19 protein-coding genes are annotated in these 22,842 nt (G+C 50.9%); 13 read left to right on the top strand and 6 right to left on the bottom strand.

Annotated elements, in window-relative coordinates:
- From C3B51_RS22380 to C3B51_RS22400, 5 genes are all read left to right on the top strand, one after another.
- Positions 1-3,841: non-ribosomal peptide synthetase (locus C3B51_RS22380; RefSeq protein WP_130246449.1), on the top strand; the 3,841-nt coding region annotated here is incomplete at its 5' end.
- Positions 3,819-4,790 carry a TauD/TfdA family dioxygenase gene (locus C3B51_RS22385; protein ID WP_130246450.1) on the top strand — a complete coding sequence of 324 codons (972 nt, stop codon included), beginning with the start codon at positions 3,819-3,821 and terminating at the stop codon, positions 4,788-4,790. The genes C3B51_RS22380 and C3B51_RS22385, both read left to right, overlap by 23 nt.
- A 97-nt stretch (positions 4,791-4,887) precedes the next feature.
- Positions 4,888-6,147 (top strand): efflux RND transporter periplasmic adaptor subunit, encoded by a 1,260-nt coding sequence (locus C3B51_RS22390; protein WP_125721202.1) that lies wholly within the window; start codon positions 4,888-4,890, stop codon positions 6,145-6,147.
- Positions 6,148-6,156: 9 nt separating this feature from the next.
- Positions 6,157-6,864 carry an ABC transporter ATP-binding protein gene (locus tag C3B51_RS22395; RefSeq protein WP_125721200.1) on the top strand — a complete coding sequence of 236 codons (708 nt, stop codon included), beginning with the start codon at positions 6,157-6,159 and terminating at the stop codon, positions 6,862-6,864.
- An 11-nt stretch (positions 6,865-6,875) separates the two neighbouring features.
- Positions 6,876-9,284, top strand: coding sequence for an ABC transporter permease (locus tag C3B51_RS22400; RefSeq protein WP_130246451.1), 2,409 nt, complete (start codon positions 6,876-6,878; stop codon positions 9,282-9,284).
- A gap of 60 nt (positions 9,285-9,344) precedes the next feature.
- Here the strand turns inward: C3B51_RS22400 and C3B51_RS22405 are convergent, their stop codons facing one another.
- The 6 genes from C3B51_RS22405 to pspF all read right to left on the bottom strand — a co-directional run bounded on the left by C3B51_RS22405 (position 9,345) and on the right by pspF (position 15,761).
- Positions 9,345-10,106: an ATP-binding cassette domain-containing protein gene (locus tag C3B51_RS22405; RefSeq protein WP_125721196.1), complete on the bottom strand. Its 762-nt coding sequence runs from the start codon at positions 10,104-10,106 to the stop codon at positions 9,345-9,347.
- A complete protein-coding gene (locus C3B51_RS22410; protein WP_125721194.1) occupies positions 10,091-11,098 on the bottom strand; it encodes an oligopeptide/dipeptide ABC transporter ATP-binding protein in 1,008 nt (335 codons plus the stop codon). The genes C3B51_RS22405 and C3B51_RS22410 overlap by 16 nt, the downstream gene beginning before the upstream one ends.
- Positions 11,098-11,991: an ABC transporter permease subunit gene (locus C3B51_RS22415; protein WP_046003466.1), complete on the bottom strand. Its 894-nt coding sequence runs from the start codon at positions 11,989-11,991 to the stop codon at positions 11,098-11,100. Before C3B51_RS22415 ends, C3B51_RS22410 begins: the two co-directional genes overlap by 1 nt.
- Positions 11,978-13,012: an ABC transporter permease gene (locus C3B51_RS22420; protein ID WP_125721192.1), complete on the bottom strand. Its 1,035-nt coding sequence runs from the start codon at positions 13,010-13,012 to the stop codon at positions 11,978-11,980. Before C3B51_RS22420 ends, C3B51_RS22415 begins: the two co-directional genes overlap by 14 nt.
- 2 nt (positions 13,013-13,014) lie before the next feature.
- Entirely contained in the window at positions 13,015-14,613 is a 1,599-nt protein-coding gene (locus tag C3B51_RS22425; protein ID WP_130246456.1) for an ABC transporter substrate-binding protein, read from the bottom strand.
- Between the two features lie 83 nt (positions 14,614-14,696).
- Positions 14,697-15,761, bottom strand: a complete 1,065-nt coding sequence (gene pspF, locus C3B51_RS22430) for a phage shock protein operon transcriptional activator (RefSeq protein WP_125721190.1) — start codon at positions 15,759-15,761, stop codon at positions 14,697-14,699.
- Positions 15,762-15,942: 181 nt separating this feature from the next.
- On the opposite strand from pspF, the gene pspA reads away from it, so the two are divergent.
- The 8 genes from pspA to C3B51_RS22470 all read left to right on the top strand — a co-directional run bounded on the left by pspA (position 15,943) and on the right by C3B51_RS22470 (position 22,634).
- The gene (pspA, locus tag C3B51_RS22435; protein WP_046003469.1) at positions 15,943-16,602 is read left to right on the top strand and encodes a phage shock protein PspA; all 660 of its coding nucleotides are present in this window, start codon (positions 15,943-15,945) and stop codon (positions 16,600-16,602) included.
- A 75-nt stretch (positions 16,603-16,677) separates the two neighbouring features.
- The gene (gene pspB, locus C3B51_RS22440) at positions 16,678-16,911 is read left to right on the top strand and encodes an envelope stress response membrane protein PspB (RefSeq protein WP_010386732.1); all 234 of its coding nucleotides are present in this window, start codon (positions 16,678-16,680) and stop codon (positions 16,909-16,911) included.
- A complete protein-coding gene (gene pspC / locus C3B51_RS22445) occupies positions 16,908-17,324 on the top strand; it encodes an envelope stress response membrane protein PspC (RefSeq protein ID WP_046003470.1) in 417 nt (138 codons plus the stop codon). The genes pspB and pspC overlap by 4 nt, the downstream gene beginning before the upstream one ends.
- An 85-nt stretch (positions 17,325-17,409) precedes the next feature.
- A complete protein-coding gene (locus C3B51_RS22450; protein WP_130246452.1) occupies positions 17,410-18,816 on the top strand; it encodes a YcjX family protein in 1,407 nt (468 codons plus the stop codon).
- The gene (locus C3B51_RS22455) at positions 18,813-19,889 is read left to right on the top strand and encodes a TIGR01620 family protein (RefSeq protein WP_130246453.1); all 1,077 of its coding nucleotides are present in this window, start codon (positions 18,813-18,815) and stop codon (positions 19,887-19,889) included. Before C3B51_RS22450 ends, C3B51_RS22455 begins: the two co-directional genes overlap by 4 nt.
- A gap of 200 nt (positions 19,890-20,089) precedes the next feature.
- A complete protein-coding gene (locus C3B51_RS22460; protein WP_130246454.1) occupies positions 20,090-21,268 on the top strand; it encodes a trans-sulfuration enzyme family protein in 1,179 nt (392 codons plus the stop codon).
- A gap of 213 nt (positions 21,269-21,481) precedes the next feature.
- Positions 21,482-22,279 carry a phenylalanine 4-monooxygenase gene (gene phhA, locus C3B51_RS22465; protein WP_130246455.1) on the top strand — a complete coding sequence of 266 codons (798 nt, stop codon included), beginning with the start codon at positions 21,482-21,484 and terminating at the stop codon, positions 22,277-22,279.
- 10 nt (positions 22,280-22,289) lie between these two features.
- On the top strand, positions 22,290-22,634 hold the full coding sequence (locus tag C3B51_RS22470) for a 4a-hydroxytetrahydrobiopterin dehydratase (protein WP_010386740.1): 345 nt from the start codon (positions 22,290-22,292) through the stop codon (positions 22,632-22,634).
- Positions 22,635-22,842 lie beyond the last annotated feature (208 nt).

Consider the following 22,842-nt stretch of genomic DNA (forward strand, 5'->3'; position numbering starts at 1 on the left):
TACCATCATTGCACGTCACGAAGTACTGCGTAGTGTTTATCGGGATGGGGACACGGCCACAGAGCAAGTGATCCTGTCGGACACGCGCTTTACGTTGGATTATCAAGACATCAGTGCGCTGGATGCCACAACGCAGCGGCAGACGCTCGCTGACACGATCCAGCGTTTACAGTCACAGCCGTTTGACCTGAGTAAGGATCTGATGATCCGGGCTACTTATATAGAGACCGGCGCGCAATCCGACAATGCGTCGGTGTTACTGTTTAACATGCATCATATAGCATCTGACGGATGGTCGTTACAGGTGCTGATGAAAGAGTTTGTACAACTGTATCGGGCCTACAGCCAAAACCAACCTAACCCGCTGGCCCCCTTAGCGATTCAGTACGCTGATTATGCACAGTGGCAACGCGCTTACCTCAGTGGAGCGGTGCTTAAAAACCAGTTAACTTACTGGAGTGAGCAGCTATGTGACCTGCCTCCGGTACACAGCTTGCCATTGGATCATCCGCGCCCGCAGGTTAAGCAGCATCAGGGCGCCCTGGTGCAGGGTAAGTTGGATAGCGGTGTGGCTACGGGACTGGCTGAACTGGCTCAGTCGCAGGGGCTGACCGCATTTATGCTATTGCACAGTGCGCTTTCGCTGTTGCTGAGCAGACACAGTAACAGTAAGGATATTGTGATCGGCACACCGGTTGCCAACCGCACCCAGGCCGAACTGGACTCTTTAATCGGCTTTTTCGTCAATACCCTGGTGCTGCGCGTAAACACTGCACAGTCCGACCTGGCAGGCTACTTAGCGCATGTCAAAGCTGTAAACCTGGGCGCGCAATCGCATCAGGATGTGCCGTTTGAGCAGCTGGTTGAGCATTTAAAGGTGCCCAGAAGTACAGCCCATTCACCGCTATTTCAAATTATGCTGACCACGCAGACCGATTATGGTCTTGATGAGCCGACCGGTGAGCAGGGCGGGCTGGATCTCAATGGGGCTGCTCTGACGATGCGCGGCGCGGCGCAGACGGTGGCTAAATTCGATATCGAAGTGAATATCAGCATCTCAGAGCAGGGGGTTGCACTCAACTGGCTGTACGATACCGCTCTGTTTAGAGATGAACACATCCGTACACTTAATCGCCATCTGATGCAGATATTAACTCAGCTATCCCAGCTGCAAACTTGCGCAATACCGTTAAGCAGTATCGCATTATTATCAGAGCCGGAGCGAACACATTTACTTAAGACGCTGAACCCGGCGCCGGTGGACTATGACACTGAATTAACAATGGCGCAGTGGATTGAACGTCAGGTTGCCAAAACGCCAACGCAAACTGCGCTTTGGTATGAAGGGCAGTCACTGAGTTATCAGGCGCTAAATGACAAAGCAAATCGGCTGGCCTGGCATCTGCATGCCGAGCATCGGGTTGCTCCCGGGACCCTGGTCGGCGTGTGTATGACCCGCTCACTGGAAATGGTGATTGGTATCCTGGCCATATTGAAGGCCGGTGGTGCCTATGTACCGCTGGATCCGACACTGCCAGAGACGCGACTTGATTATATGCTGGCTCATGCAGGTATCTCGACCATCCTGACGCAAAGCGCACATCAGGCGAAGTGTCAGGCAAGCCCAGAAAGCAGGCCTACGCTGATCCTGATGGATGACTATGGCAACGATGAGACGCGTTTTGAGCAATACCCCACACACAACCTGAGCTTGCAGCACAGCGGGCTGAGTGCTCAGGATATGGCCTATATGATTTATACCTCAGGCTCTACCGGTCAGCCTAAGGGCGTGTTAGTCAGCCATCAGGCCTTGGTTAATCGGGTTGACTGGATGGACAAGCAGTATGGTTGTGATAGCCACGATGTGATTTTACAAAAAACACCGTTTGGTTTTGATGTGTCGGTATGGGAGTTTATGTGGCCTCTGTGCCGGGGAGCAAAAATGGTACTGGCACGACCCGAAGGCCATAAAGATCCGCAATACCTGTGTCAGTTAATTCGCCAGTGTGGTGTGACCAAGTTGCATTTTGTGCCTTCTATGTTGGGCATTATGTTGGACTATGGTGCGCTGGCACAGTGTACCAGCATTCGTCAGGTGTTTTGTAGCGGAGAGGCGTTACAGGTTAAACAGGTACAGGGCTTCAGAGCCAGTTTACCTGATGCCCAGCTGCATAATCTCTATGGACCCACAGAAGCTGCAATCGATGTCAGTTACTGGGATTGCTCGCAGCCAATCAGCACCACTGTGCCCATAGGTAAACCCATTCAGAACATCCAGCTTTTGATCCTGGATGACGACTTACAGCTGGTGCCCTTCGGCAGTGCCGGAGAGTTGTTCATCGGCGGAGACGGTCTGGCGTGGGGATATCACAAGCAGCCAGAGCTGACCGCCGAGCGATTCATTACTAACCCCTATCAGAGTGAAATGGGGGAGCAGGCCAGTGCACGTTTGTACCGTACCGGCGACTTAGTGCGCTACCTGGATAATGGCGATATCGAATACCTGGGACGCAGCGATGATCAGATAAAGATAAATGGCTTACGTATTGAGCTCGGAGAAATAGAAAGTGTCTTGCTGGCACAGCAAGAAGTGGACTCAGCCCTGGTTACAACCCTGGAGCTGGATCAGGCAACCCCGACTCTGGTGGCCTATTTTAAAAGTACCCTGAGCGTGTCTGAGCTGGATGAAGCACAACTGGTGAAGCAGTTACAGGAACAACTCAGTGAGTGTTTACCCGCTTATATGGTACCGGCATTGTTGTGTCATGTGTCTCCATGGCCCGTGACGGCGAACGGCAAAGTAGACCGCCGGGCGCTGCCAGCACCAGCGCGTAAAATGCTGGCCGCAACAGAGCCGCAAACCGTGACAGAGCAGCAACTGGCGACCTTATGGCAGCAGGTGTTGCAGTGTCCGACGCAGGCGATTTATCGGGAGAGTGACTTTTTCGAACTGGGCGGCAGCTCGCTGAAACTGATCACGCTGGCGATGTTGATCGAAAAGTCGTTCTCCTGCGCGGTGTCGCTGGAGCAGTTGTTTAAAACGACGCAACTTGTGACCCAGGCAAAATTGGTTGATGCAGGCGGGAGCGAACAGACATCGCCGCAGCTTAAGTCACTGAATAACAGCGCTGACACGCAAGTTACATTGCTGTGTTTACCCGGTGCCGCCGACCTGGCACGCAGTTTTAGCCCTCTTGCAGAGGCCCTGCAGGGAGATATTGCGGTCTATGGTTATGAGCACTTACCCGAGCACAGTGCTGCGTTAACAATCCAGGCTTATGCCGATGAATACTGTGCTCATATTCGCAGCCACTTTATACAACCACTTAAAGCAGGTCGCCTGGTGTTACTGGGCCACTCAATGGGGGGACTGCTGGCTGCGGAAATTAGCAGGCAACTGACAGGATCGCAGCCTGTGCTGAGCATACTGCTGGACAGCTATGTCGACTGTCCCGAGGTCAGCAAGGTGGATACAGCACAGGCCTTACAGGCACTGAGCAAACAGCTGGATATTCCGGCTGGATTTGCTGAGCAGTTTGAGCAGCTTATGCGCCGCCACACAAGTCTGGTCAAAGGATATCAGCTGACAAGTGAAGTGGCACAGCATTGTGTACTTATCGGCGCCAGAGCTAACCCCGCCTGGAACGAGGCGTATCAGAACTTTTTGCGGGATAAATTGCAGCTGCCGCACCTTAGCGTGGCAGGCGATCACCACTCGATACTGTGGCAGGAAAACAGCAAAGAACTTGCTGACCAGATAAAAAATATTATTTATCAGCGTATTGGCAAACAACAGTTACAACAAGAGAGATTTGAACATGACAGTGTTAGAGAAGTATAGCGTAGCACAGCTACAGTCGGTCGAAGGCATGCCTTTACTACTGGAGGTTGCTCTGGAGGGACAAAGAGCCACTCACTGGGCCGCTGAGTATGGGGCACAGATAGATGCCCTGCTTGATGCCAATGGGGCACTATTAATACGTGGCCTTAACATTATGAGCAGTAAACAATTTGGTCAGGTGTTAAGTACCCTGTTTGACGCTGAGCTGTTGAACTATTCCTACCGCTCAACGCCGCGTACTGAGCTCAAAGGCAATGTATACACCGCGACTGAGTATCATCCGGATGAAGTGATCCCACAGCACAACGAACACGCTTATTCAAATAAATGGGCGATGCGATTGGGGCTGTGTTGTTTGTTACCGCCTCAGGCGGGAGGTGAAACCCCAATTGCTGATAGTCGCGAGGTATTTAATCGTATTCCGCAAGAGATCCGAGATAAGTTTGCCGCGAAAAAGGTGAAATATGTGCGTAACTACGGCGATATCGACTTGCCCTGGAGCGAGGTGTTTCAGACCACAGATAAACGTGAAGTTGAGCAGTACTGTTTCAACAATCAGCTTGAATTTGAGTGGATTGGTGAGCACCGCCTGCGTACCTCGCAGATCAATCCGGCAATTGCCCGACACCCTAAAACCAATGAACAGGTGTGGTTCAATCAGGCGCATTTGTTCCATGTGTCTTCGCTTGGCGAAGAGACTTGCGCCCAGCTGCTCAGTGCCTGTGGTGAAGACGGTTTACCGCGAAACGCATTCTATGGCGATGGCGAGCCGCTTGAAAGCGAAGTGCTGGATCTCATTCGTGCCGCCTATGATGACACCACCTTGTACACGCCCTGGCAAAAAGGCGATCTGATGCTGGTTGACAATATGCTGTTTACACACGGCAGAAGGCCATTTAGTGGTGACCGCAAAGTGCTTGTCGGCATGGCCAGAGAGTATGGCTGGTAAGCACTGAATATGAATACTCAAAAGTAACCATAAGCAATACCAAAATAACACATAAATTGAATTGGACAGCGGGTCCGGTTCACAGTGGAGAACAGAGATGGACATTACCATTGAAGAGCAAAAGAAGTTTAACTGGCGGTACGTCAAAATTGCGCTAGGGGCTGTGATGATCATCGCGTGTGCCTGGTGGCTTAAGGGCTATTTTGGGCAGGCAACCGCCCTGGTTGATAGCACCGATGTGCGCACCGCTAAAGTACAAACCGGGCAGTTCCAGGTGAGTGTCAGAGGCATGGGGGTACTTAAACCCAAAGAAGTGATCTGGGTCGCATCGGAAGTGGCTGGACGGGTAGAGAAAGTGTTTGTTAAAGCCGGTGCTGTGGTTGAAAAAGGTCAGCCCATCGTCAAACTCAATAACCCTAAACTGTCGCTGGTGCTGGCGAATGCGCAAGCCAAGCTGGAAAAAACCATTGCCGAAAATACAGCCCAGTATGCCCAGTTTGAATCTGATCTACTGGATGCCGAGGCTGCAGTCAAACGAGCGAAAATGACCCACCAGGGCAATGAGCTGGAGCTCAATGCGCAGCGCAAACTGCGAGAGATGGGTAATAGCAGTGTGTCTCAGATTAAGTTCAAACGAACCGAGTTCACGGTGCAAAGCAGCAAGCTGGACCATGAGCTACAGCAACAGCGACTGGAAAAGCTCAAGCTCAATATCGAAGCTCAGAAGCAGGCCCACAAAGCACAGCAACAGACTCTACAACAAGAGCTGGCCAGAGCTCAGGAGCAGCTTGATAACCTCTATGTACGTGCCGCGATGGATGGTGTGCTGCAAAGCATGGATCTGGAGCTGGGTCAGGATGTTGCTGAAGGCGGCAGCGTTGGAAAAATTGCCAACCCACGCAGCCTGATCGCTGAGATAGATGTGCAGGAGCTGCAAATTAAGGATGTTGCCCCTGGGTTAGCGGTCACCATAGATACTCGTAAATCGCAGATCCAGGGCGTTGTGTCGCGCGTCAGCCCGCAGGTTGAAAAGGGTCTGGTTGCGGTAGAAGTTGATCTGGTAGGCACTTTGCCTAGTGAGGCCAGGCCTGAACTGTCAATTGAAGGGGTGATTAATATCACCGACAAACCCAACACTTTGTTCGTTGCAAAACCGGCGTTTGCCGAAGAGTACCAAAGCACCAAGCTCTTCAAAGTAGACCGTAAAGGGAATATTGCTCAGGCCGTACAGGTCAAGTTTGGACAAAGCTCCGTGAATTATATCGAGATTACAGAGGGACTCAGTAACGGCGATACAGTGATCATTTCTGCGACCGACAATTTTGCCAATAACGAAAAAATATTTTTACATAATTAGGACAGGACTATGAGCAACATACTAGAGCTTAAGAATATCAGTAAATATTTTCAGTTCGATGAGCTGAAAACGATGGCCTTATCAGACATCAGCTTTTCAGTGAAAGGGGGAGAATACGTGTCTATCAACGGGCCTTCAGGGTGCGGTAAATCCACCTTACTATCGATTTTGGGGATGCTGGATACGCCCTCCGGTGGGCAATATTTTCTGTCGGGCAATGATGTGTCAAACCTGAGCCGGGATCAGCGTGCCAGTGTGCGCTGTAACCACATTGGGTTTGTATTCCAGTCGTTTAACCTGATCAGTGACCTGACCATAGAAGAAAATGTTATTTTGCCGCTGACCTACCAGGACAAGTACAACGCCAAAGAAGCCAAAGAGAAAGCCTTGTCGGTGTTAGAGCAGGTCGACATGTTGCACCGGGTAAAACACTTCCCATCTGCATTGTCCGGGGGTCAGCAACAGCGTATCGCGATCGCCAGAGCACTGGTCAATGATCCCAAGCTGATCCTGGCGGATGAACCAACGGGTAACCTGGATTCGAAAAACGCAGACATAGTGTTGCAGCTGTTTGATGATCTGCACCAGCAGGGACGCACCATTTGTATGGTGACGCACGATCCACGTTCATCGGCCTGTGCCAGCCGCAGAATTGATATTTTTGATGGCAAGCTGGTCAGTGATAAACCACTGCCTGAGCTGGCAAAAAGCGCTTGAGGTAAGCTGTTATGGGTTTTTTAATTGATATTCGCTATGCCCTGAGACTGCTAGCGAAAGCGCCTAAGTTCACTATGCTGGTGACCTTTATACTGACCGCAGGTTTGACCATCAGCCTACTGACTTTCAATATGGTGTACACCATTTCGTTTAAACCTTTGCAGGGCAAAGATGCCAGCAGCATTGTCACGCCACATCTGACAGGCAGCAGTCGGGTACTTACATTTGAGGATGTTACCCAGCTGGGTGAGTCGCAGCTGAGTGCTTTGTACGATGAATATACCTTGCATTATCGTGAAGAGGTCCGACTGGACAATCAGGGCCAGGGGGTCAGCCTGCTTGGTGAAAAAGTGATGTCGAACTTCTTCTCTTTCACCCGCACTGACCCCTTATTGGGCAGAGCCTTCAATCACAGTGACGGCATTGCGGGCCAGTCAGCTGTGGTTGCGCTGAGTTACCATGTCTGGCAAACCGTTTTTGCAGGCCGGGAAACGGTGCTCGGTGAGCATATTCGCCTAGGTGGAAAAAGTTACGAAGTGGTCGCGGTCATGCCTGAAGGTTATAAGTTTCCGGTTACCTCAGATCTGTGGTTACCACTGGATCCAAACCAGTTTGCCCAGTTTGATCTAAAGGATAAGCAAGTGAGTGTACTGGGTCGACTACATGACAGCGTGTCTGAGGCTCAAGCTAATGAAGAGTTGGCCGCGGCTTTGACTGCGGTGCGTGAAAGGCGTTTGTCGCAAAGCGAGCGGGTGCAATTTGTTGCCCCGACGGTGACGCATATGAGTCTGCAACAACAGAACATCGAAGGTATGGGAGCCTTTATCTTTGTCGGGTTGCAAAGCTTTGCTCTGGCAATTTTGTTCATGGCTTGTATTAACACAGGTAACTTGTTGTTTTCTCGGTCTATTGAGCGACAGAAAGAAACGGCTATTCGAGGTGCTCTGGGCGCTAAAACCACCCGTCTGGTACGCCAGCTGGTGTGTGAGGGGGGGTTAATTACTTTACTGGGTGGCACGCTGGCGATTGTGTTGACAGCCATTCTGTTGTCAGTGCTGAATGGCACTTTACAGGCGAGTTTAGGCAATGGCATGCCGTTTTGGTGGAACTGGCACCTCGACTGGCAGACCTTAAGCATGGCGGTACTATTTATTCTGTTTACGTTTTTCTTTGCCAGTGTTTTACCAGCGGTGAAAGCTGCCAAAATGGATATCAATACGGTATTGCGCGATGGTACCCGAGGCTCGCTGGGGCGGGGCGCAGGTCGCTTGTCGCGTATTATTGTGACTATCCAGGTCGCTATCATCGCTGTTTTGATGTTATCCGGTAGCCTGGGCAGCTCGGTGATCTTCAATATCACCGATATGGTGACTGCAGAGAAAACCCAGGGGCGCTATGCCGCTTATTTTGATCTGGTGGGTGCAGAGTTTGAAAGTCCCGAGGAAAAGGTCAACTTTGTCGAAACTGCGGTTCAGGACCTGGCAAAATTAAGCAGTATCTCAGAGGCGGATATGATGCAGAACATGGGGCTGAAAAATATTCGTATGGATGCGCAGTCACGAGTCCGTGTAGACGTAATGGGAACGCTTGGCAAGCTGGCATTCTTTGACCAAGCCCTGCTTGAAGGGCGGGGGATCGACGCCCGTGACAACAGCGATAACCTGCGCGTCGTACTTATCAGTGAGTCATTTGCCAAACGTCATTTTAGTGGTCAGTCTGCGCTGGGTAAGCAGCTAGACATTGAGCTGGACGACAAGTATGTCACCCATACTGTGGTGGGTATTGTCAGCGATCGCAGCGGTAACACTCAGGGTATGTATGCGCCCCTGGCTGAATACGATGAATTGTATGTGTCTTATCTGCAATCTCCATATGAGTGGGTACAGCTGATCTTTGAGCAGCAACCTGGCATGCAGTCTGCCCAGCAGGACTTCTATACCTGGCTTGGACGCAGTGATTACCAGGAGCAGTTCTCCTTTATCGTTGATCTGGAGAAAAATGCCAACCTGTACGCCGATATGCTGGGGATTATGTCAAATGGTGTGATTTACTCCGGGGTATTCTCTTTGTTTCTTGCCCTGATGGGGGTGTATGGAGTGTCGGCAGCGTCCGTCAGTATGCGCAGTCATGAAATTGGTATTCGCCGTGCGTTAGGCGCCAAAGATACCGCGATCACCATCTTGTTTCTGAAGCGCAACATGGGCCCGCTTTTAATTGGTCTTGGCATAGGTCTGGTAGTTTATGTTTTGAGCTGCATGGTGTTTGCTTCCATGATAGGGTCTAAAATTGGTCTGACAACTTATATCGCGATAGCCCTGATCACTAGCACCTTATTGACCAGTATGTTGTTGTTATCGGGTTATGTGCCAACGCGTCGTGCGGTGCAGGATGAGCCGGTGGCAGCCCTCAGAGCAGAATAACTAAACAGGCGGGTCAGGCAGAGGAATGAGGTGCCTGACCCAAGTGTAAAAACAGCCTAATTAAACCGCCAGCAGCTTTTGCATAACCTTAGACTGAGGGGCACGAAAAATCGCTTCGCTGTTGCCGTATTCGACACTTCTTCCTCTGCTTAATACCAGTAACTTATCACTCATATGGCGAACTAAGCTGAGATGGTGGGTGATCAGGATGTAGCTCAAGCCAAAATCACGTTGCAGTTCCAGTAGCAGGTTCACGGTTTGTGCCCGAACTGACGGATCGAGTGATGACAGGGCTTCGTCCAGCACCACCACTTTAGGGTCTAAAATCAAAGCGCGCGCGAGCGCCACACGTTGTAACTGCCCACCACTGAACATATGGGGATAGTAGTCATAATGCTCTGACAGCAAGCCAACACGAGACAAGGTCGCGACAATTTTTTTATCGCGCTGATGCTTGGTGAGTTGAGTATTTAAGCGCAAACAGTCATCCAGCATATCGCCTATGGTCAGGCCCCGATTGAGTGAGCGGGTTGGATCCTGAAAAATCAGCCGGATATGACGACAATCATGATTTTGATGACCGTTGTCTTCAATCATTTCACCACTTAGCAAAATCTGCCCCGAATCGGCATGCTCAGCGCCAGCCAGAACCCGGGCCAGGGTACTTTTACCTGAACCGGTTTCACCAATAACTGCCAGCGTTTCACCCGGAGCAACGGCAAAAGAGACGTCTTTGAGCACCTTAACACGCTTGCGCCGAAACAGGCCTGCCCGGGTGTTAAAGGCTTTATTTAGTGACTGCACCTTCAGCACGGGTTGCATTTTTTCTTCTCCTGCAGCAATGGAAAGTGGCAGGCATAAGCATGGCCGTGCGATTTAACCTGTTCCGGTGTGACTACACACTCGCGCTGTGCCTGCGGGCAGCGAGGTCCCAGACGACAGCCTATTGGCAAGTGTTGTAAGGGGGGAATAGTGCCTTTGAGCGCAAAGAAAGACGCTTTGTGGCCAATCCCGTGTGCGTAGTCAGGGAGCGACTTCACCAGGGCTTGCGTATAAGGGTGATAGGGGTGACAAAAGACTTTGGTTGTCGGGCCCGCTTCAACCATCTGACCACAGTAGAGCACATGCATGGCGTGTGACCAGTCGGCAATTTCTTCCAGCTCATGGGTGATCATTAAAATCGACATGTTTTTCAGCTGATTCAGGCTTTTCAATAAGCGGAAAACCTGGGCCCGAGTGGTGGTTTCGAGTGCCGTGGTTGGCTCATCTGCAATCAAAAGCTTGGGGCTTCGGGCAATGGCCATGGCTATCATCACCTTCTGGCAAACGCCTTCTGAGAGCTCATGAGGGTAGCTGCTTGATACCCGTCGGTGATCCCGGATCCCCACTTTATGCAGCAGCGCTTTCACCTTTTCTTTGCGCTCATTGCGACGGCTGAAAAAGCCGCCTTTAAAACAGTTATCGGGCAAAGATTCAGCAACCTGATCAAAAATCTTGGCAGTCGGATCCAGGCTGCGGCTGGGCTCCTGGTAGATCATGGCAATATCCCGGCTCACCAGTTTACGGCGTTTTTCCGGGCTCAGGCGCATCAAATCGACCCCTTGCCAGTGCATCCGATCTGCCGTGATGCGCCAGCGGTTGTTCAGCACCCCGACGATGGCCTTGGCTATCAGACTTTTACCTGAACCGGATTCACCAACCAGCGCATGTACTTCACCTTCTTTGAGGCTCATACTGACCCGATCAACGGCACGAATAACGCCATTGTCTGTGGGTAACTCTATGGTGAGGTTTTTGATATCAAGTAATTGCATTAATCCGCCTTTCTCGCCTGCAATGCGTCGCGCAGCCCGTCACCGACAAGATTAGTCGCAAGCACCGATAAAAACAACAGCGCCCCGGGCAGGCCCACGGTCCAGGGGGCAAGGTAAATGAGGCCCAGATTTTCCGCCAGCATCGCCCCCCACTCGGTGGTGGGGGGTTGAGCCCCGAGTTTCAAAAAGCCCAGAGCTGCAATGTCCAGGATCGCGGTAGACAAAGCGAGCGTGAATATCACCACGATATGTTCGTAAATATTAGGCAGTACACCGCGCACTATCAGTTGCCATCGGTTCGCACCATCCAGCCGGAAGGCGCTGATGTAATCTTTGTTGAGCTCTTCGACCACCAGGTTACGGATTGAGTGAATGTACTGCGGCAGCAGCGCGAAAATAATCGCCCATACGGTATTGAATAAGCCCGGGCCGAGAATAGCAATAATGATGATGGCCAGCAGCAGCGAGGGAATGGCCAGGGTAATATCCAACAGGTGATTGAGCAGGCTAGATTTAAAGCCCTGACTGCATCCGGCTAAAGTGCCCAGCACAACGCCCAGCAGAGTAGTTAACAGGGCTGCGACAATGGACAAACCAAAGGTGTAAGTGGCGCCACGCATCAGGCGAGACAATACATCGCGCCCCAAATCGTCGGTGCCAAGGATGAAGTTAACATTGCCCTCATCGTGCCAGGATGGAGGCAGCAATAAGGCATCGGCATGTTGCTGATCTATGCCGTAAGGTGCCAACAAAGGTGCCAGCACCGCGAGCAAGGTCAGCGCAATAAACAACCACAGACCGACCAGCGCCGGGTGATTGGCTTTAAATTTCCGCCATAGCCGGGATAGCGGAGAGCGGTTAGACTCTTCTGTGAAGAGATTAAACTTTGCCATGGGCCTGATTCCTGGCTAACGGGTCAAGGAGCGTGTGGATCACATCGGCCAGCATATTGGCGAAAATGACGAAAAAGGAGACCGCAAGCAGCCCCCCCTGAATGGCCGGATAGTCCCGCTGATAGATACTTTCAATCATCCAGCGGCCAATGCCTGGCCAGGAGAAAATTACTTCGGTTACCATGGCCAGCGTGATCAGCGTACTAAATTGCAGCCCGATTTGTTTGATCACCGGCAGCAGGGCATTGCGCAGGGCATGGTCAAGGATCAGCTGGCGACGGTTAAGACCTTTGGCCCGAGCGGTTTTAATATAGTTTTGTTCCAGTACAGTCAGCATCGAGTCTCGAGTAAAACGAACAAGCACGGTTGTAGGGTACATGGCCAATACCACGGTGGGCAGGGTCAGGTGGTGCAGCGCATCAGCAAAGGCCTGACCACCATACGGAAAATCATGTAACCAGATATCCAGTAGAATAAAGTTGGTGACAGGGGGGATCTCATAAAGCAAGCCAATGCGGCCCGACATAGGAAACCAGCCAAGGCTGAGACAAAAAATCATAATCAGCAGTAAAGCCAGCCAGAACACGGGAATGGAGAACCCCAGCAAGGTCAGCGAGCTGATCACTTTGTCTGGCCATTTGTTGTGGTAGGCACTGGCAATAACACCGGCCGGGATCCCCAGACACAGCGCCATGATCAGCGCATAAACGCACAACTCAATGGTAGCGGGAAAGAGCTGCTTTACATGACCGAACACCGCCTGGCCCGATGACAAAGACAGCCCCCAGTCACCCTCAAAGAGGCGGACCAGAAAGGCCTGATACTGGATCAGCAGGTTATCGTCGATGTGATACTTTTGTTCCAGAATTTTTGTCTGGCTGAAATTGGCGTTTAGCTCGCCGCTAAAATTGGTCAGCAGATCGCCGGGAAACATATAGTTCAGCGCAAAGGTAAAAGCTGTCAGCGCAAATAGCATAAACAGCAGCAAACTGAGGCGGCGAAATAAAAAGTCAGCAAACATAGTTAGTTTTTCCTCGCATTCGCCAAAGAAATACCGCCAAAGGGACGCAGCTCAATGCCCATCACGCTGGTATTGCTGGCCTGAAAGCGCATGCCATGGGCAATCGGCACAACCGGTAGCTCGGCAATCAACATTTGTTGCGCCTGCTGATAATACTGCTTGCGCTGCTGTAGGTCGGTTGTATCCAGCGCCTGAGTCAGCAATAAGTCAAACTCCGGGTTACACCAGTTTGCCGGGTTTTTACCACTGAAGGTCGCAGTGCAGCTGAGCAAAGGACTGAAAAAGTTGTCCGGATCTGGTGTATCGGCAGCCCAGCCGAGTAATACGCTGTCGTGCTCATGGCGACCGACGCGTTCCAAAAAGGTGTTCCACTCGTATTCAACTATGGTTGCCCGGATCCCTATTTCACGCAGGTCGCTCTGAATTAGTTCGGCCATTTTACGGGCATTGGGATTGTAAATGCGCGAGACGGGCATGGCCCACAGATCCATCTCAAAGCCATCCGGGTAACCGGCCTGTGCCAGAAACTCTCGGGCGCGCTCCGGGTCATAGCTGGGCATGGCCTGAGTCTGAAAGGCCCAGGAGGAAGGCGGTAAAATGGAGCGAGCCTGGATCCCGTTGCCGTAAAACACCGCTTTCATGATTTTCTGAAAGTCGATACTGTGCGCCAGCGCTTTACGCACCAGGACGTTATCAAAGGGCGGCTTTTCGGTATTAAAGGCCCAGTAGCCGACATTCAGGTTGACGGCTTTATCGACCCGGATATCTTTACGCGCCGCCAGCGTTTCCAGCTGAGTGGCGCTGGGGTGCGCGGTAATGTCACACTCTTTGGTCAGCATTTTGGCAATGCGGCTGGTATTGTTGGTGGTGATGTCATACACCAGCTGATCCATGGCCAGGTCATGTTTCCAGTAACCCGGATGTTTGTGGTAACGGATCAGGTTATCACGCAAAAAGCCTTTGTATTTGTAGGGGCCAGTACCCACGGGCAGCATATCGAAATCTTGCTTACGCTCTTGTGCAACCAGTTGCATGGCGTACTCCTGCGACAGGATCACCGCAAAGTCGGTGGCAATGTTGGATAAAAAGCTACTTTCGCTGCTGAATAGCTCAAACCTTACTGTGTAGTCGTCTACTTTGACTATCTGGCGGATCAGCTGATCCATGCCAACACTCTGGAAATAGGGGTAATTGGCATCGCCGACAAAGTGAAACGGATTGTACACATCGAACAGGCGGTTAAACGAAAACACCACGTCATCAGCAGTCATAGTGCGGGTGGGAGTAAAATAGTCTGTACTATGAAAAGAGACGTCGTTGCGCAGCGTAAAGGTGATCTGCTTACCGTCTTCACTGATCTCCCAGCCGGTTGCCAGTTCAGGGCGAAACTCCGCAGTGAGCGGATCTATGCTGATCAGGGTGTTGTATAGCTGGTTAGCAATAATATCTATGGTTGAGCCCGTTGTGGTGACTTGTGGATTAAACGACACCGGGTTGGCCTCGGCGCAATAGACGATCCCCTGGATCTTGCGCTGAGCCTGCGCTTTGTTATCACTACAGCCACTGAGTAGCAGCGCGATGAACGCAGTGATAGGCAGCAGCCAGCCTTTGCCCAGATGCTGACACAATGTCACCAGACAGGGAGTCTGGGTCGGTGGTTTATCAGTTGCTCTGTTAGCCACGGCTAAGCCTCTTGTTGCGAGTCCAGTAGATTGTATTTTTTCAGATAGCCCCGTAACTGATGATAAGTCAGGCCAAGGTTCTGGGCGGTTTTTTTCTGGTTAAACTGGCTATGCTCCAGGGCATTGCGCAGCAGATCGATTTCAAATTCATTGGAGAGCGACTTTAGATCGCACGGGAATGAGGCAACCGACGGTTTGGTCTGTGGCGTTTGCGCCTTGACCACAGGAGCGGCAGCTGCTTCAACTGGCGTCGCTGCGGCTTTTTTAATTCTTTGAGTAGGTCGATAGGGACTGGCAAACGGGTCGAAAACAATCTGATGTACCGCCAGCTGTTCACTGCCGTGGCGATACAAACTCCGTTCCACCACATTTTTTAGCTCCCGAATGTTGCCCGGCCAGGGATACTCAAGCAGCAACTCTGTGGCGCTGCGGGTAAAACCACTGAATAAAGACCAGCCCAAGTCGCGAGCCATGTTAATGGCAAAATGTTCTGCCAGCAGCAGAATGTCTTCTTTGCGCTCACGTAGAGGAGGAAGTGTGATGACGTCAAAGGCTAAACGGTCGAGCAAGTCATGGCGAAACTCACCATTATCAGCAAGGGTGGGTAAGTCTTCGTTGGTGGCGCAGACAAGTCGGGTATCAACCTTGACTGTTTGTTTACCGCCAACCCGCTCAAATTCACCATATTCTATCACCCGCAGGAGTTTTTCTTGCACCATGGCTGAGGTATTAGCCAGTTCATCAAGAAACAGTGTACCGCCGTTGGCGCGCTCAAAGCGGCCTTCGTGTCGTTTACTGGCGCCGGTGAAGGCACCGCTCTCGTGACCAAACAGCTCACTTTCCAGTAAGTTTTCGTTTAACGCCGCGCAGTTGAGTTTGACATAGTTCTGATCCCAGCGCTCGGATAAGTAGTGCAGGCGGGCGGCAATCAGCTCTTTACCGGTACCGCGCTCACCGATGATCAGCACCGGTTTCTCCAGCGGAGCAAGCTGCGAGACCTGATCCAATACAGCAAGAAAGCTATCCGACTGGCCGAGTAAATTATCCTGTTGGCGAAACTGACTCATATTGCCTAACTCTTAGTATTTTTGACTAACATCTAGTGTATTTTAAAAAGTGATGAAGCGAAAGTGTTTTTCTATTATTATAACTTGTTGATTTTAATAAACTAATTTTATTGAAAAGTTGGCAAGCTAATTGATACATCTAATCAGCAAACTAAATTACTAACCAAAGAGGTAATAGATTATGGGAATCTTTTCACGTTTTGCTGATATTGTTAATTCTAATATCAATGCGATTTTGGATAAAGCGGAAGATCCAGAAAAAATGGTCCGTTTGATCATTCAGGAAATGGAAGACACCTTAGTGGAAGTCCGTTCGACGTCGGCAAAAACGCTGGCTGAGAAAAAAGAGCTCGAGCGCCGTGTTGAGCAGCTACGTACTCAGGCCCACGACTGGCAACAAAAAGCCGAACTGGCGTTGACCAAAGATCGTGAAGATCTGGCTCGGGCGGCACTGCTTGAAAAGCAAAAAGCCACCGATGCTGCAGACAGCGTGACACAGGAGTTGGCACATGTTGAGTCGCACATTGAGAAGCTGCAACAGGAAGTCACCACGTTGCAGGAAAAGCTGGCCGATGCCAAAGCGCGTCAAAAAGCCATTGTGTTGCGTCAGCGTTCAGCCGAATCTCGTCTGGATGTGAAAAAGGCGCTGGATAGCAGTAAAGTCGAAGATGCATTGAATCGCTTTGAGCGTTACGAGAGCAAAATCGACGGACTGGAATCTCAGGTTGAGTCTTACGACTTAGGTAAGAAATCTCTGGCCGATGAAATTGCCGATCTGCAAAAGAATGAGAAAGTCGACGACGAGCTTGCGGCGCTGAAGAAAAAATTAGCCGATAAGTGAATTTGACTGCACCTGCTGTTAAGGTAGGTGCAATAATGAAAAGAACAACGTGCCCAGGTTAGACAGGAGAGGAATATGTTTGATGCAGAGATTTTAGTCGCCCCGATCATCATCTTTATGATTGTAGTGGCACCGCTATGGTTGATCCTGCACTACCGCAGTAAAAAGCAGGTCAGTCAGGGGCTGAGCGAACACGAGCACCGTCAGCTGGTAGAGCTGGCACACAAAGCAGAGAAAATGGCGCAACGCGTTGAAACGCTGGAGGCCCTGCTTGATCAAGAGTCACCAGAATGGAGACGCAAAGTATGAGTAAACGTAGACGAGAATTATACCGTGACCCGAAAAGGGGCAAGTTAGCGGGGGTGTGTGCGGGACTGAGCGATTACTTTGACATGGAGCTTTGGCTGGTTCGGATCCTGTTCGTCACTGCGGTGTTGTTATCCGGAGGTCCGCTGTTTATTGTCGTTTATATTGCCTGTTGGTTTATTCTGGACAAGAAAACGGAAACACCACAAACACCCGGCACAAACAGCAACTATTCGAGTAAAGACGAAGATCCTGTCTCGGTGAAGTTTAAAGTCTGGCAAAAAGGTGAGCCGCCACGTCAGGCATTGTTTGACCTGAAAGAGCGTTTAACGCGCCTGGATGGCCGTATCCAGCACATGGAAACGTACGTTACTTCGAGCGAATACACGGTAAAACGCGAGATCAACAAGCTTTAAGTGAATGATTCGATGCAAAGGGGGCGCTGCCCGGGCGTTGGCAGCCTTGCCACCTTTGCCGATAAAATAAGGAATAGATGCCTTTATGAGTGTATCCGGCCTGACTGCCAGGGCGCTGAAAAAGCTACAGCAAACCACCCACAAAACCCTCAATCGAAGTCTCGACAGGCATGTTAAGCTGGCTGTAACCGGATTCAGCGGCAGCGGTAAAACGGCCTTTATTACCGCCCTGGTTAAACATTTAACCACTCAGGCGACAGCGCAAAACCTGCCTTTTTTTGAAGTGGTGCGTGAGCAACGGCTGGTCGCCTGCAAACAGGTACCACAAAGTGCACTGGATATTCCCAGCTTTGAATACCAAAACGCGGTGCAACATTTATTGGCCGATCCACCCAGCTGGCCACCATCGACTCAGCGGATCAACACCCTGACACTGGCGCTAAAGTTTCGCTCTACGCAGGGGGTGAGACAGCACCTGAGCGACACTCACACTGTTTATCTGGAGCTTATAGACTATCCGGGTGAATGGTTGATGGACTTGCCGATGCTGAACCAGGATTTTGCCAGCTGGAGCGAGCAACAGCTTAAGCGTCTGGCACAGCCGGATTATGCGCATATCAGTGCGCCTTTTTTGCAGCAGCTTGCCAAATTTGATGCGACGCACGCAGTGGATGAAAGTGCGCTGGCGGCGCTGGCTAATAGCTATGCGGATGTACTTAAGCAGCTCAAGGCACAAACCCGTTTGGCGCGGTTGCAGCCGGGCCGTATGTTGATCCCCGGTGAGCTGGAAGGGGCGCCGATATTACAGTTTTTCCCGGTGTCCGGATTGGATGCCGTGCCCGAGCAGAGCCAGTATCATCATCTTGAACAGCGTTTTGAGGCCTATAAAAAGCAAGTGATCACACCTTTTTATCGTGAGCACTTTTGCCGCTTTGACCGCCAGCTGGTGCTAGTAGACCTGCTCAGTGCACTTAACGACGGCCACACTACGCTGACAGAAACACAGTCCGCGTTAAGTGATACGCTGGCGATGTTCCGCCATGGTAAAAGCGGGTTTTTGTCCCGGCTGTTTCGTCCCAGCATAGACAAGGTGTTGTTTGCGGCCAATAAGTGTGACAGCGTGGCACTGGCCGATCAGGATAAACTGACGCGTTTATTACATACCTTGTTGTTGCCCAGCGAAAACGAATTAAAGTTCTCAGGCGTGGAAATCGATACCATGGCAATTTCATCGGTGAAGAGTACACAGCCGAAACAGTTGACCGAGCAGGGTAAAACCTTGTCCTGTATTTATGGCAAGCCGGTGGGGGAGCCAAATTATATCAGCTATCTGCCGCCAATCCCGCCCGAGCATTTACCCAGCGCACAGCAGTGGCCCGCTCAGGGGTATGAGTTCTTATCTTTTGAGCCTTACCCGGCTTATCAGGGGCAAATCGAACATATCCGGCTCGATCATGTGTTACAGTTTTTATTGGGAGATAAACTTCAATGAGTGAACCAGCCCAGTCACATCGCGGACGACGTGTTCTGGTTGAAGCGCCCCCCGAGGCACCACAGTCAGCGACAGCACCACAAGCCGAACAACAGGCACGGCGCGTTGAACAAGGCGCAGAGCAGGCTGATATGAGCACGCCTGATGAGCGCGAGCAAGCGCTAGATACTGAGTTGCAGGCGATCCCCTTGGAGCCCGTGGTACAACCGCCCCGCTCAGGGCTGACCTGGCGTAAGTTATTGCTGCTGGGCCTGGCTGTGCTGATCCCGGTCGAGATGGCCCTGACATTGCTCGATGCACTCAACCGTAGCTGGGTGCTGGCCGGATTATACGGACTGGTGATTGTCAGCGCGTTGGTTGTGCTGGCTAAGTTCTGCTGGTCAGAAATACGTGCCCTTGGCAGGTTAAAAAAGCTCGAGCAGCAGCGGGCCGGGGCACAAAGGTTGTTAAGCAGCAACCAAATTGGCGAAGCACAAGCTTGGTTAAAGCCGCTGCTGAAGCAGCATGACAAGGCGCAGGTCAGCCAGTTTATGGCGACCATACAACCCCATTTTACCGATCAGGAAGTACTGACGCTGTACGACAACACCTTACTTCATGATGTGGATGAGCGCGCCCGCTCGCTCATTGCGCAGTTTGCCAGTACCTCCGCACTGATGGTGGCGATAAGCCCCATGGCCATTACCGATATGCTGGCCGTGTTGTGGCGCGGGGTTGTGCTGATAGAAAAGGTAAGCCAGCTGTACGGAATTAAACTGGGTTATCGCAGCCGCATTGAACTTTACCGCTTACTGCTCAAACAGATCATTTTTGTCGGGGCGAGTGAGCTGCTGAGCGACCTGGCAGCCACCAGCCTGGGCGCCGAGTTATTGGGTAAACTGTCGGCGCGTTCAGCACAAGGGCTTAGTGCTGGTGTGTTTACCGCTCGGCTGGGCTATAAAGCCATGGCTTTATGTCGGCCTATCCCCGTCAGTAAGCCTGCCGCAGGCTACTTATCGCAGACGGCCCGGAAACTGGCGAACCTGTTAATTCGCCAATCCACCAACAGGTCGGATGAGACCAGTAAAAAATAGTGTGTAAGTGCACACTGTTGTTAAATGTATTTACTTGTCTGAGTTTTTCGTTTTCCTCCCTTTGTTATGACAACTTATGTGTACACCCGGGCTAATTTAACCGGCCCGGGTTAGCCATCTGCGCGTCCGGCACGCTTGTACATTTTTGTGCCATGGAATATCTAATTGGTATTCGTCCGAATAACAAAAATAGGCAAGCAATGAAGAAGTTACATGATCAGACCAATTGTATTCACGGTCCACACCACTTTGATGACCCGCATGGTGCCCTGACAGCCCCTCTGTATCAGAGTTCGACGTTTAAGTTTAAAGATGCGGCACAAGGTGCTGCGCGCTTTGCTGGAGAAGAGGCCGGCTATATTTATACCCGCCTTGGTAACCCGACAACCCGAGAGCTGGAAGAAAAACTGGCTCAGCTCGAAGAGATGGAAGATGCGGCGGCGACCGCCACGGGTATGGGCGCAGTCTCTGCCTCTGTGCTGAGCTTTTTACAGCAGGGCGATCATTTAATTGCCTCTAAAGCGCTGTACGGGTGCAGCTTTGCCTTATTTGCCCATATGCTGCCCAAGTTTGGCATTGAGGTCACCTTTGTCGATATGACTGACGAGCAGGCGCTGGTCGATGCGTTGCAGCCCAACAGCAAAATGTTATTTGCCGAAACGCCGATCAACCCCAACATGACAGTACTGGACTTGGCCATGCTGGGTCAGTTTGCTCAGCAGCACAAGCTGATCAGCGTCATCGACAATACCTTTATGACCCCGTTACTGCAAAAGCCCAAGCATTTTGGCATAGATATCGTGATCCACAGTGCAACTAAGTACCTGAATGGTCACGGCGATGTCGTCGCCGGTATTGTTTGCGGCAGCGCAGAGCACATTGAAACCATTAAACTCACTGTACTGAAAGACATCGGGGCAACCATCAGCCCACACGACGCCTGGTTAATCAATCGCGGCCTTAAAACGCTGCACCTGCGTGTGGCAAGGCACTGTGAAAACGCGCAAAAAGTGGCAGAGTTTCTCGATAGTCACCCTAAGGTGGATACCGTTTACTATCCGGGTTTGCCATCGCATCCGGGCTATCAATTCCTCGGTGAGCAGATGAAAGGCGCCGGTGGCGTGATTGCATTTGAGATCAAAGGTGGCGTTAGTGAAGGCGAGAAATTTATTAATGCGACGGAGCTTTGCACCCTGGCGGTAAGCCTGGGCGATCCGGAAACGCTGATCCAGCATCCGGCATCCATGACACACTCGCCTTACACGCCTGAAGAGCGCCAGGCAGCCGGGATCTCGGATGGCCTGATCCGCATTTCCGTTGGGCTTGAGGCCGTGGAAGATATCATCGAAGACTTGGAAAAAGCGTTTTTGTGTATATAAATATTTACAGTAAATCGCTTTGTGAGCCCCATAAATAAAGGGGTGTGTTTTATGGTGGTCAATTGTGTAAATTAAGGTGTACAAAATTGACCTTTCTGGCCGGGCCGATTTCAGGCCTGGCTATTAAACTTTTCCTCACTTTTACATAGTATCCGGGTAACACTTTGACGCGTTGTTTTTGTTCAGATGCGACGCATTACCAAGAAGGTTACTATGGCTAAATCGAGTAAATACACGTCTAAACAGCCCAACGAGCAGGGCCTGATCGAATGGACAGAAGAAGAAAATCAGATCTGGTCTGAACTGGTTGCCAGACAGCTTGAGTGCATCAAAGGCAAAGCGTGTGATGAGTATCTCGAAGGCCTGCAAAAAATCAATTTACCCCACGACCGTATCCCGCAGCTGCACGAGCTGAACGAGGTACTGGCGCGTGAAACGGGCTGGCAGGTCGCGCCAGTGCCTGCGTTGATCGACTTTGATGAGTTTTTCCGCCTGCTTGCGAACAAGCAGTTCCCGGTTGCCACTTTTATCCGCAGTCGCGAGGAGTTTGATTACCTGCAGGAGCCGGATATTTTCCACGAAATTTTTGGTCACTGTGCGATGCTGACTAACCCGGCATTTGCGGAGTTTACGCACAAGTACGGTCAACTGGGCTATGCCGCAGAGAAAAAAGACCGCGTATACCTGGCCCGTTTGTACTGGTTTACCGTTGAGTTTGGCTTGATGCAAACCAAAGATGGCCTGCGCATTTATGGCGGCGGGATCTTATCAAGCCCGGGTGAAACTCAGTACGTTTACAGCAACGAGCCAGAGATCAACCCGTTAGAAGTACTTGACGTGCTTCGTACACCGTATCGAATTGATATTATGCAGCCTTTGTACTACACCATTAACGCCATTGACGATTTGTTTGATATCTCACAAATGGATATTATGGCGCAGGTACGTAAGGCCAAAGAACTGGGTCTGTTTGAGCCTAAGTTCCCACCTAAAAACAAACTAGCAAGTTAAGGATTTATTGATGTCTGATTTAAGTGCACAAAAATGTGAAGCGTGTCGTGCGGATGCGCCTAAAGTGTCAGATGCCGAATTAGCTGAACTGATCAAGCTGATCCCGGATTGGGTGCCAGAAGTACGTGACGGTATTATGCAGCTTGAGCGTGTTTATAAGTTTAAAAACTTTAAGCAAGCCATTGCATTCACCAACAAAGTGGGCGACATGGCAGAAGATGAAGGCCACCACCCGGGTCTGTTGACCGAGTGGGGCAAAGTGACAGTAACCTGGTGGAGCCACTCTATCAAAGGCCTGCACAAAAATGACTTTATCTGCGCGGCGAAAACCGACGAGATCTTTGCCGCACTGTAAGGGTCGGGCAAATTAAATTAAAAAAGGCGCATCAGCGCCTTTTTTAATGCCTGTAGGATTATCGAACCATAGTGGACAACCTCTTTATACCAATTTGCTTAATTAAGTGTTCTATTTTGAGGCGAGAAAATACAGTCGATAACAAGGCAAAAATTTTGCTATTTAGTTGTTCTAAATGAGAAATTTTTAACGCCGTTAGCGTCATATT

The organism is Pseudoalteromonas rubra, from assembly GCF_004212645.1.
Lineage (GTDB): Bacteria > Pseudomonadota > Gammaproteobacteria > Enterobacterales > Alteromonadaceae > Pseudoalteromonas > Pseudoalteromonas rubra_G.